Origin of the sequence: Mucilaginibacter sp. (genome assembly GCF_039925265.1) — a bacterium.
In the GTDB taxonomy this organism is placed as follows: Bacteria; Bacteroidota; Bacteroidia; order Sphingobacteriales; family Sphingobacteriaceae; genus Mucilaginibacter.
Genome location: NZ_JBDSZG010000016.1, coordinates 204,870 through 214,953, shown reverse-complemented (window position 1 = coordinate 214,953; position 10,084 = coordinate 204,870). Strand labels below are relative to the sequence as shown.

The following is a 10,084-nucleotide window of genomic DNA, read 5'->3' as shown; positions in this document are numbered from 1 at the left end:
TTGGTGGGCACTTTTAAGCCTATCGGAGCCTTTGAAAGCAGGTGAATTTTACTATTCTTAAAATCGTATACCTAGGCCGTATAGCTCAGTTTATGGTTATCAAAGTCCTCGTTGTGCAACGGCCACGTCCTCACTTGCGCCCGGTATGCAAGGTAACCAATATGAACAGCTACTTCGCAATAATTAGACGTGAGTAAGCCATGCTTAGCCCAATACTTCAAACGCGTGGTAAGCTTTGACCAACATCCCATGCGGCTGCGGCGCAACGTCGAAACTCCGCTTATCCAGACTTAGCTCCGTGAGCGCGGGCGCTCAAAGATGTAGAGTTGCGTAGGCGTGGCTATCCGGCGCGGCGGAGAAGCCTTTGCCATTAGGCCCTACTCGTCACTTTCGCACCGGGATTGGGTATAGAAAGTTTTTTTTTATTTTAAAATTTGTGACTGCAGCATAAAATAGTTCTTTAGCATAGAAAAGGTTATCAATATTCGAGTTACAAGAAATTTCGATAAATTCTCCGCCAATGGTGTAAGTAAACATGGCATAGATATATCGTATCTTTCCATTAGGTAAAATTATCATCGAATTAACTAAATGCAACTTTCGGCCTTCGTTTGAAATGTCTTTAGAATTATAAAACTTCACTTTAGCACCGATCAACAATAGCTCATTTTTTGCTATTATGTCGTATTTTTTTTGAGGTAAAGAATCCTTAATAGGTCCATTTAAAGAAACACTTAATATAATGGAGCCTTCTCCTTTTTTAAAAAGAAATTTTGAAACGTTATTTTTATACTTAACCGAATCAACGAACGGAAACACATTTGTTTCAAATTTCAAATGCTTGTCATAATAGTGCGCCCATTTTATCTCCTTAATCCCAGTATTATCGTTATAGGTCCAAGTCCCATTCATAAAGCCATTTTTATAAAATCCTACTTTTAAGGCTGTCGACAGATTTTTAGGATCTAAAAAAGTATAAAGAGTGTCTAATGAGCCATCTTTACTGTTAGACACTTCGGCACTTACATAATAATCGCGGTCGATTTCTTTGTAGTGAGAAAGTTGTTTTTTACAAGCGCAAAAAAAAGCCAAGATGAAAACCAAGTAATATTTGTTCATATTATAAATTTAGCCCCAATGTGAGATTGCTTGATAACTTAGCCCCCTTGTCGGCGCAATTGTTCCTCACTTGTGCCCCGTATGCAAGGTAACCAATATAAACCGCTACTTTGCAAATAATTAGGCCTTGCACTTGCCCAACGTTTCAAACTCGTGGCAGGCTGTGACCACATCCCATGCGGCTATAACCAAATGGCGAAAACTCCGCCCATTCAGGCTTAGCGAGCGCGGACGCTCAAAAGATGTAGTTGCGCCGGACGTGGAAAAACGTTGATGGCGGGAAATTATTTCGGTGAGCTTTCGCGGTGGCGACCTGTCCCGTGGGGTCCCGAAATAAATTCGGGATGACGTTGTTGGTCAGTATGACAAAATAAAAAAGCCCGTACTAATTTATAAGTACGGGCTCAATATTTTCAAAAACTCCCCTTTCAGGGCGCTGGGGGGCTTCGCTTTAAGCTTCCAGCTCCATTATCTGGTCGGCTAATGCTTCCCATTTTTGCTGTAAACCGCCAAGCTCCATTTTTTTAAGCTGGTAGCTGTTGTTTATCTGCTTCATCTTTTCGGCCTGGTTGAAGATCTGGTTATCTGCCAGCTGGGCTTCCATGGCTTTTACTTCTTTTTCTACGCCTGCAATGTTCTCTTCCAGTTTACTCAAATCTTGATTAAGCTTCTTCAGTTGCTGATGTTTGTTGTCGCCTGTTTGTTGCTTAACTGGGACGGTTTCCTTCTTCTCTTCCTTTTTTGGCTGAGGGGCAGGTGCCGCGGCTTTTGGCTCCAGTTTGCGTTTATCGTTCCACACGTCGTACTCGGCGTAAGTGCCCGGGTATTGTTTTATCTTCTGGTCCTCAATAAACCAGATCTTATTGGCCACGTTATCCAGGAAGTACCTATCGTGCGATACAACGATCACCGTACCTTCGTACTGTTGCAGCGCCTGTATCAGTATATTTACGGATGCCATGTCCAGGTGATTGGTAGGCTCATCCAGTACCAGGAAGTTTGCATCGGCTGTTAAAGCCTTGGCAAGCGCTACGCGCGATTTCTCGCCACCCGATAATACTTTTATCTTCTTGAATACATCATCACCGGTAAACAGGAACGAACCTAATATCGAGCGTAGTTCCGTATCGGTATGTTTCGGTGCGAAGGCTTGCAACTCCTGCAAGATCTGATGCTCCAGGTGAAGCGATTCTAACTGGTGCTGCGCAAAAAACGTTTGTGTAACGTTATGCCCGGTTTGGGCCGTGCCTTCAAACTCGGTATCTGCACCTGCGACAATTCTTAACAGGGTAGATTTACCTTTACCGTTGGCGCCTATCAATGCAATTTTGTCGCCTTTTTCGATGATTGCCTCGGCATCATCTAAAATATCAATCGCCGGGTACTTTTTGGTGATATGCTCCATGGTAACCACGTGGCGGCCGGATTGCCTGCTGAAACGGAAGCTGAAGTTAACCTCTGGGTTATCATCATCCACATCGTCAACACGCTCCATTTTATCAAGCATTTTAATACGCGACTGTGCCATCTTCGCCTTGGAGGCCTTGGCACGGAAACGCTCAATTAAACGCTCTTCTTGTTTTATTTTCGATTGCTGGTTTTTAAACTCACCACGCTGAATTTCGGCACGTAAAGCTTTTTCTTCCAGGTAAAAAGTATAGTTGCCTGCGTAAACGTTTAGCTTACCCTTACGCGATTCTACCGTGCGGTTGATCAACTTATCTAAAAACCACCTATCGTGCGATACGATGATGATAGCGCCGTTAAAGGCCTTCAAATAATCTTCCAGCCATTGGATAGATGGTAAGTCAAGGTGGTTGGTAGGCTCATCCAGTAAAAGGATGTCCGGCGCTTGTAAAAGGATCTTGGCAAGCATTACGCGCATCCGCCAGCCCCCGCTAAAGGTGCTTAGCTTACGCTGGCAATCGGCCTCGTTAAACCCCAGACCGGCTAAAATTTCGTGTGCTTTGTATTCGATGTTGTAACCATCAAGCAGTTCAAATTCGTGCTGCTTGTCGCTTAGCTTATGTAAAAGGTCTTCGGTGTAATCTGTTTCCAGTTTTTTAAGCAGGGCTTCTATCTCATCGTGTAGCTGGTTCTGGCGCTCAAAGGCTTCCATAGCAACATGTACGATGTTCTTGTCAGACGAGTAGGAGAGCAAATCCTGGTTAAGGTAACCCATAGTAAGGTCCTTAGCCATAGATATAGTACCCGAGGTAGGCTTGTAGTCGCCCACAATGATCTTTAAAAGGGTTGTTTTACCGGTACCATTGGCACCAATAAGGCCAATTTTTTCTCCCGGTTTTATATGCCAGTTGGCTTCATCGTACAGCGCCCGCGCACCAATCTCAAACGTAAGGTTATTTATAGCGATCATTTGCCGCAAAGATACGTTTTTGAGAGACAAAAGACAAAGGGCGAAAGGATTAAGGACCTATCGCTATGTGTATCTAAGTCAGCGCAATGTGAAATTATGCCGTTCTTTTGTCTATTGGTACTTAATCCTTCGTCTTAAAATCTATCCTTTCACCGCCTGTACCCATGCTTCGGCCATTAGTTTGGCGCCGCCAATGCTGGGGTGTACGCCGTCTGTGGTCCAGTAACTGCCCGGGGCAATCTCAAGAGCTTTATCGTAAACGGCCTGGTATGGCACAAAAGGGAGGTCGTATTGCGTGGCTATATCGCGTGCGGCTTGCCTGTAGGCATCAAATGCCGGATACCATTTATCATCTACAGCTCGTACGCCTTTTACCGCGAAGGGTTCGCAAATAATAATTTTAATGCCGGGTAGGGATTGGCGGGTGCGCTCTATCAGCTTTTTATAATCGGCAATATAGGTTTCAATGGTGCCTTTGTAGCCACTGGTAAGTGTATGCCAAAAATCGTTTACGCCGATATGGATGCTGAGTACGGTTGGTTTAAGGGCTATGCAGTCGGTATCCCAACGCTCGGCTAATTGGTAAACCTTGTTGCCGCTAATGCCTTTGTTGAAGATCTGCAGGTTTTTGTGCGGGTATTTTACCAGCAGCGCGCCCGTGGTATGTATCACATAACCATTACCAAGCGAACTTGGGTTATTGGCCTCGGTTTTACTTTTGTCGCGGCCCCAGTCGGTAATGGAATCCCCCTGGAAAAGGATAATATCATTATCGTTCAGCTCCACCTTTTTTGCTGATGAATTATCCACAGCGGCAGATACAATTTGCGGGATAGACAAGGTGGCGACCGTACCAATAGCCGCGTTTTTGATAAAATTACGGCGCGAGTTCATTAAAAAATTCTTCATTGTAGATAGATGTTCCGATAAAATAGACAGCAACTAAATTACAATATTCTGCAAGATGTTAACCCTTAAATATTAAAAACGGTAAATTCGCACCATGTATCAACTGCTTAAACCCCTGCTGTTCAAGTTCGACCCGGAGAACATTCATTATTTTGTAACCCGCAACCTAAAACGCCTCAACAAAATGCCAGGCGGTACAGCCATCAGCAAAGCCATCTGGGCATCGGACGATAAGCGTTTGGAGAAAGAAGTTTTCGGCCTGAAGTTTAAAAATGCCGTAGGTTTAGCCGCAGGTTTCGATAAAAATGCCGAGCTGATCGCCGAAATGGGCGCTTTAGGGTTCGGTTTTATAGAAGTTGGCACCGTTACGCCGTTGCCGCAACCGGGTAACGACAAGCCCCGCATGTTTCGCCTGCCGGCAGATGAGGCGCTTATTAATCGTATGGGCTTTAATAATTTAGGGGTTGATGTAGCAGCCGAGCGCATTGCTACTTATCGCAGAAGCCTTAAACCGGGCGAAACCGCCCTCATCATAGGTGGAAACATCGGTAAAAATAAAGTAACACCCAATGGGGATGCGGTGAACGATTACATCAAATGCTTCGACAGGCTTTTTGATGTAGTAGATTATTTTGTAGTGAACGTAAGCTCGCCAAATACTCCCGGCTTGCGCGCATTACAGGAGAAGGAGCCGCTAATGCATATCCTGAACACCCTGCAGCAACGCAACAGCAAAAACGGTATCAGCAGGCCTATTCTCCTCAAAATAGCACCAGACCTCACCAATGAACAATTGGATGATATAGCCGATATTGTAAAACAAACCGGCATAGCAGGCATCATAGCCACCAATACCACCGTCAGTCGCGAAGGGTTAACCTCGGCCTTTAAAGATGAAACGGGTGGATTAAGCGGCAAGCCGTTAGCCAAGCGCTCTACAGAAGTGATCAGTTATTTACATAAAGTATCCGGTGGTTCGTTCCCCATAATAGGGGTGGGCGGCATCCATTCCGCAGAAGCTGCAGCGGAGAAAATTGCGGCGGGCGCGGTGCTGGTGCAATTGTATACCGGGTTTATTTATGAGGGGCCGGGGCTGATAGCGAGAATTAATAAGAAATTATTGGCTGTGTAATTATGGCAAATACCTTCTCCCAAATTTATTTGCAGTTTGTATTTGCAGTTCAAAACAGGCAAAGCGTGATCGCTAAGGAGCATAAAGAGGAATTGCATAAATATATTACCTCGCTGGTTCAGCATAGAAAAGCAAAGATGCTGGCGATAAATTGCATGCCAGACCATATCCATTTATTTGTTGGATTTAGGCCGACTATTTTGATATCGGATTTTGTTAAAGAAATTAAAGTAGAAAGCAATGATTTTATCAATGGTAAGGATTGGGTGAAAGGAAAGTTTAGTTGGCAGGAAGGCTATGGTGTTTTTTCTTACTCGCAGTCTCACATCGATAAGGTGGTAAAATATGTGCTTAATCAGGAAGCTCATCATCAAAAGAGAACATTTAAACAGGAATATTTAGAGTTGTTGAAGAGGTTCGAATTGCAATACGATGAGCGATATGTGTTTGATTTCTTCGATTAAACACGATAAGTATTCGCGATAGGGGGCACCTACGGAGCCAAAAAGCATTATCCATTTTTCTATAAACACGTGGCTCCGCTGGAGCCGATTGCGTCGGATTAACAACAATCGGATTCTTTTTTGCTGTCAGCGAATAAAAAATGCTCGGGCAGGAGCATCGTGTTTATAGAAATGCAAAAAGCAAGATTTGGGCTTTGTGGATGTCCCCTAACTTGCATATCCTGTTTAGCCATAATTGCCCACCTAACAGTAAATTACGCTCCGTTAGGAGTACCGTGTTTATAGAAAATTAAATGGAGCATTTTTGGCTCTGTAGGTGCCTCCTTAACCCCGCATGTTCTTGCTTAACGATAATGCCTATCTAATAGCAACGTTTTCAAAGCTCCGTTAGGAGCACCGTGTTTATAAAAAATCACAAAGCGATATTAGGCTCCGTAGGTGCTTCCTTAAAAGTCGTTCCTTTAAAAACACCCCAAAATTTACCCCAACAAAAAAAGGCGTACCAATTAATTGATACACCTTCAAATTCTTTGTGTAGATAGGAATTACTTAGCTGCAGCTATAGCTAAAACAGCGTTGTTTTTTGCTATCTGGCTATCTTTTTTCTCTGCAGAACGGCTGCCTAACTCAATGTTAGTAGCTAATTTTAAAAACTGTACTTCTAAACGAGAGAAAGTTTTGTTTCTTCTATCTTTTCTTTTTAAACGAGTAACGCCCATGATCTTTTATTTAATAAATGTTTTAACCCTGAGGTCGGAAGCGGATTCGAACCGCTGTAGGAGGTTTTGCAGACCTCTGCCTAGCCACTCGGCCATCCGACCTTTTTTAAGGACTGCAAAAATAGTAATTATTATTTGCCAATCAATTTTATTTGGCGCTTTTTCCTGCAACTTCTGAACAAAATATCGCTGTAGCTATCGCCACGTTTAAAGATTCGGCCCCGCCAATGCGCGGAATGGTTACTGCATTGCTTATCAAAGCTTCAATTTCCGGGCGGATGCCGTTGCCTTCGTTGCCCATAACTACCAGTCCCTCAGTGCCAAAATTGATTTTATAAATACGTTTACCATTTAATAAGGCGCCATAAACAGGCAGCTTTGCCGACCGCAGAAACTCTTTAAGATTGGTATAACTAATATTCATCCGGGCCAAACTACCCATGGTGGCCTGCACCACTTTTGGGTTATAAACATCCACCGTATCCTCGCTGCACACCAAATTGGTAATGCCAAACCAGTCGGCAGTGCGTATAATGGTGCCCATATTGCCGGGATCCTGCACACCATCCAGCACCAGGGTGAATTTATTTTTCAGGTCCTGATCGCTAAAGCCAGCCCATTCGGGTATATTAACGGCAGCAATTGCATCGGCGGGGTTCTTTAAAGCGCTTATTTTTTGCAGTTCGCTTAACGAAATCTCCTGAAAGTTTATTTTTCGGGATAAATTAAGCAATTTTGGGGCGATACCAGGCGTATGGTAAATGGTTTGGATGCGGTAGGGGGAATTGACAAATTCAATGATGGATTTGTAACCTTCCACCAAAAACAAACCATTCTCCCGGCGAAACTTTTTATGTTGTAAAGACGTTAGTAAACTGATCTGAGATTTTGAAAGCATATTTAACACCCGGCTATTACCGTATTGCAATATTAAGTATTTTGGTGATTATTATCTCCAGCTGTAGCGTTACGCGTGGAATAAAACCAAACGAGACCATTGTACGCACGCTCACTTTAAAGGGTATTGACAAGGAATTTGCCGACGCTGCCGTTAACTATGTAGATAAAGAGCAGCAACCCAACAACTGGCTAAACCTGCAATTTTACTACACTTTTAGTAAAAAAGGCAAGCGCAATATTGGCGAGGCACCACGACTTTTAGATAGCAACCTGGTGGAGTTTTCGCGCCTGCAATTGCAGAAATACTTGCAGAATAAAGGCTATCTCAAAGCAAAGGTGTCTGATTCCATCGTCATCAAAAAGCAAAAGGCCGAACTGATATTTACCGCTACGGAGGGGCCGATGTTCCGCATTCGTAACTATAAAGATAGCATTGCCGACCCGAATGTAAAAGGACTTTACCGCCGTACCAAAGCTCAATACTCGCACGTAAACCCCGGCAGTCGCTTTGATACCGATAGCCTGGCGTACGACCGCGACCAGTTCTTCCAGGTGATGAAACGGAACGGTTATTTTGACTTTTACCGCCAGTACGTAAACTTTGAGCCCGATTCCAGCTATAATCAAAGTATTGTAGACCTGGTAATGATCATTGATAACCCTGCCGATAAACCGGCGCATCCAACCTTTACCATTAATAACACACTGATAACCGTAACGCAAAGCAACGGCCGCAAAACAGGTAACCCCGATACGATACAGGTAGATTCGCAGTTTAGATATGTAGATTACTCGGGCAGGTTTAAGCCGAAAACGGTAACCGATTATATTTTTCAGAAAAAAGGGCGGCTATATGATATCGATATGCAAACGCTTACTACCTCGCGTTTATCGGAGTTGAACGTTTTTAGGAATGTACCCAGCCCTATTTATGAAAAACTGCCCGATAGCACCAACAGGCTGAACACCCGCATAGATATTACGCCGCTCAAACGCATGAGTGATAGGGTGGAAGCGGAGTTTCTGTTCAACGGCGGGCGGTATGGTTACAATATTGGCAATACCTTTACCAACCGTAATTTGTTTAAACAGGCTGCGGCCTTACAGGTGAAACTGAACTGGAGCATTTTGTTCGACAGCGGGCGGAACGCAGGCGATAGTAAAGGCATCCAAAACCAGGAGTTTAAAGCAGGGGTGAGTTTGATATACCCGCGCATTGTGTCTCCGTTTGATTTTCCTAACCTGGCTAAATTTGGGGTGCCGCATACCACATTCTCCACCAACTTCTCTTTGTTTTATCAAAAAGGACTGGTGCAGCGCCGCAGCTGGATCAACTCCATCACCTACGATTTCTTTGATACACGTACTAAACAGCACTCCATAACGCCTATCAATATCGAGTTCTCCAGCGGAACTATCGACCCTATTGCCAAGGCAGAGCTGCTAAAGCAAAACCGTTACTCGTACGTGTACCTTATCGGCCGCACTACCTTTACATCGGGGAGCCAGTACACATTCCAGTATAACACCATCAAGCTAAACACGTACGAAAATTTCTATTATTTCCGCGGAAGTTTGGATTTGGGCGGCGGTACGCTTAATTTACTAAGCCGTGCTTTTAATACCCCGCGCGACACCCTTGGGCAGCGCACCTTTTTTGGCAACGCGTTTTCGCAATACGTAAAAACCGAAATAGATTACCGCCTGTACAAAAGCCTTGGCGGCGAGCGGCAGTTTATATTCCGTTTCAGCCCCGGCATTGGCATTCCATACGGTAACAGTAACCAGCTGATATTTGAAAAGAACTTTTATACCGGCGGTGCCAACGATATCCGTGCCTGGCTGCCGCGTACGCTTGGCCCGGGGCAGTTTAACCGCGCCAGTTATGGCGTAAACGGAGCTGCAGATACCACCAGGGCGCGCTTAAAATACCTCGACCAGTTTGGCGAAATTAAAATGGTAGCCAACCTGGAGTATCGCTATAAACTGGTTGATAACTTCTTCGGCTCAAAACTTAAAGGTGCTTTGTTTATGGATATGGGCAACGTGTGGCGCCTGCATAAAACGGCTGATAACCCTAGCGGGGAATTCAGGCTAAATAATCTTTTCAACTCTACAGCTATCGGCATAGGTACCGGCCTGCGGTTTGATCTTAGCTTCTTCATCTTCAGGCTGGATGCGGCCTTTAAATTTAAAGATCCGCAATTTAACGGCGCCGATCAATGGGTGCTCTTCCGCCACGCCAACGAATTATTTAAATCAGGCGATTTCAAAAAAGCATACCTCAAGGCCAACAGCACCGGGGTAGATGGCAACGGCAACTACGTAGGCGACAGCTATAACTTTATGCAGTTGAACTTTGGTATAGGGCTGCCGTTCTAAACACGATTTTCTCTGTTTTTTACGGGATTAAAGGTTTTACAAGATTTTTTTAACTGCGTCATTGCGAGGCACGAAGCAATCT

At 44.3% G+C, this 10,084-nt stretch carries 8 protein-coding genes and 1 tRNA gene; 3 read left to right on the top strand and 6 right to left on the bottom strand.

From position 1 onward, the window contains the following. Positions 1–384 precede the first annotated feature (384 nt). The 3 genes from ABIX36_RS08870 to ABIX36_RS08860 all read right to left on the bottom strand — a co-directional run bounded on the left by ABIX36_RS08870 (position 385) and on the right by ABIX36_RS08860 (position 4,405). Positions 385–1,119, bottom strand: coding sequence for a hypothetical protein (locus ABIX36_RS08870; RefSeq protein WP_348081805.1), 735 nt, complete (start codon positions 1,117–1,119; stop codon positions 385–387). Between the two features lie 451 nt (positions 1,120–1,570). After that, positions 1,571–3,496: an ABC-F family ATP-binding cassette domain-containing protein gene (locus ABIX36_RS08865; RefSeq protein ID WP_348081804.1), complete on the bottom strand. Its 1,926-nt coding sequence runs from the start codon at positions 3,494–3,496 to the stop codon at positions 1,571–1,573. A 141-nt stretch (positions 3,497–3,637) separates the two neighbouring features. Then, positions 3,638–4,405, bottom strand: coding sequence for an SGNH/GDSL hydrolase family protein (locus ABIX36_RS08860; protein WP_348081803.1), 768 nt, complete (start codon positions 4,403–4,405; stop codon positions 3,638–3,640). Positions 4,406–4,499: 94 nt separating this feature from the next. On the opposite strand from ABIX36_RS08860, the gene ABIX36_RS08855 reads away from it, so the two are divergent. Together ABIX36_RS08855 and tnpA are read left to right on the top strand one after the other, a co-directional pair. Continuing rightward, on the top strand, positions 4,500–5,537 hold the full coding sequence (locus ABIX36_RS08855) for a quinone-dependent dihydroorotate dehydrogenase (protein ID WP_348081802.1): 1,038 nt from the start codon (positions 4,500–4,502) through the stop codon (positions 5,535–5,537). A gap of 2 nt (positions 5,538–5,539) precedes the next feature. Then, positions 5,540–6,001, top strand: a complete 462-nt coding sequence (gene tnpA, locus ABIX36_RS08850) for an IS200/IS605 family transposase (RefSeq protein ID WP_348081801.1) — start codon at positions 5,540–5,542, stop codon at positions 5,999–6,001. A 545-nt stretch (positions 6,002–6,546) separates the two neighbouring features. Here tnpA and ABIX36_RS08845 read toward each other — a convergent pair. The 3 genes from ABIX36_RS08845 to ABIX36_RS08835 all read right to left on the bottom strand — a co-directional run bounded on the left by ABIX36_RS08845 (position 6,547) and on the right by ABIX36_RS08835 (position 7,618). Then, positions 6,547–6,720 carry a spore protein gene (locus ABIX36_RS08845; RefSeq protein WP_348081800.1) on the bottom strand — a complete coding sequence of 58 codons (174 nt, stop codon included), beginning with the start codon at positions 6,718–6,720 and terminating at the stop codon, positions 6,547–6,549. A 31-nt stretch (positions 6,721–6,751) separates the two neighbouring features. Then, positions 6,752–6,822: transfer RNA gene (locus ABIX36_RS08840), tRNA-Cys, on the bottom strand. Between the two features lie 46 nt (positions 6,823–6,868). After that, positions 6,869–7,618: an RNA methyltransferase gene (locus ABIX36_RS08835; RefSeq protein ID WP_348081799.1), complete on the bottom strand. Its 750-nt coding sequence runs from the start codon at positions 7,616–7,618 to the stop codon at positions 6,869–6,871. Between ABIX36_RS08835 and ABIX36_RS08830 the strand changes: the two genes are divergently transcribed. Then, positions 7,609–10,002: a BamA/TamA family outer membrane protein gene (locus tag ABIX36_RS08830; protein WP_348081798.1), complete on the top strand. Its 2,394-nt coding sequence runs from the start codon at positions 7,609–7,611 to the stop codon at positions 10,000–10,002. The genes ABIX36_RS08835 and ABIX36_RS08830 overlap by 10 nt on opposite strands. Positions 10,003–10,084: the final 82 nt, after the last annotated feature.

Coding starts and splice junctions, on each gene's coding strand:
- tnpA (WP_348081801.1), top strand. CDS start 5,540: ATGGCAAATACCTTCTCCCAAATTTATTTGCAGTTTGTATTTGCAGTT.
- ABIX36_RS08835 (WP_348081799.1), bottom strand. CDS start 7,618: ATGCTTTCAAAATCTCAGATCAGTTTACTAACGTCTTTACAACATAAA.
- ABIX36_RS08855 (WP_348081802.1), top strand. CDS start 4,500: ATGTATCAACTGCTTAAACCCCTGCTGTTCAAGTTCGACCCGGAGAAC.
- ABIX36_RS08860 (WP_348081803.1), bottom strand. CDS start 4,405: ATGAAGAATTTTTTAATGAACTCGCGCCGTAATTTTATCAAAAACGCG.
- ABIX36_RS08865 (WP_348081804.1), bottom strand. CDS start 3,496: ATGATCGCTATAAATAACCTTACGTTTGAGATTGGTGCGCGGGCGCTG.
- ABIX36_RS08870 (WP_348081805.1), bottom strand. CDS start 1,119: ATGAACAAATATTACTTGGTTTTCATCTTGGCTTTTTTTTGCGCTTGT.
- ABIX36_RS08845 (WP_348081800.1), bottom strand. CDS start 6,720: ATGGGCGTTACTCGTTTAAAAAGAAAAGATAGAAGAAACAAAACTTTC.